This window comes from Paenibacillus sp. EKM10P (genome assembly GCF_011800655.1).
Lineage (GTDB): Bacteria > Bacillota > Bacilli > Paenibacillales > Paenibacillaceae > Paenibacillus > Paenibacillus polymyxa.
Genome location: NZ_JAALET010000123.1, coordinates 1 through 259 on the forward strand (window position 1 = coordinate 1; position 259 = coordinate 259).

Annotated in this window: 3 tRNA genes; all 3 read left to right on the forward strand. The window is 56.0% G+C overall.

The annotated features are described in order from the left end of the window. Position 1: 1 nt before the first annotated feature. The 3 genes from HFE01_RS26745 to HFE01_RS26755 all read left to right on the forward strand — a co-directional run bounded on the left by HFE01_RS26745 (position 2) and on the right by HFE01_RS26755 (position 257). Positions 2-76, forward strand: a tRNA-Gly gene (locus HFE01_RS26745). A gap of 10 nt (positions 77-86) precedes the next feature. After that, positions 87-157, forward strand: a tRNA-Cys gene (locus tag HFE01_RS26750). A gap of 26 nt (positions 158-183) precedes the next feature. Beyond that, positions 184-257: transfer RNA gene (locus HFE01_RS26755), tRNA-Arg, on the forward strand. Positions 258-259: the final 2 nt, after the last annotated feature.

Genomic DNA, 259 nt, shown 5'->3' on the forward strand with positions numbered 1-259 from the left:
TGCGGACGTGGCTCAGCGGTAGAGCATCGCCTTGCCAAGGCGAGGGTCGCGGGTTCGATTCCCGTCGTCCGCTCCATTATCCATACGGCGCCATAGCCAAGTGGTAAGGCAAAGCTCTGCAAAAGCTTCATCCCCAGTTCAAATCTGGGTGGCGCCTTGACTGCTCATTATGGAACTAAATATGCGCCCTTAGCTCAGCTGGATAGAGCGTTTGACTACGAATCAAAAGGCCGGGAGTTCGAATCTCTCAGGGCGCGCC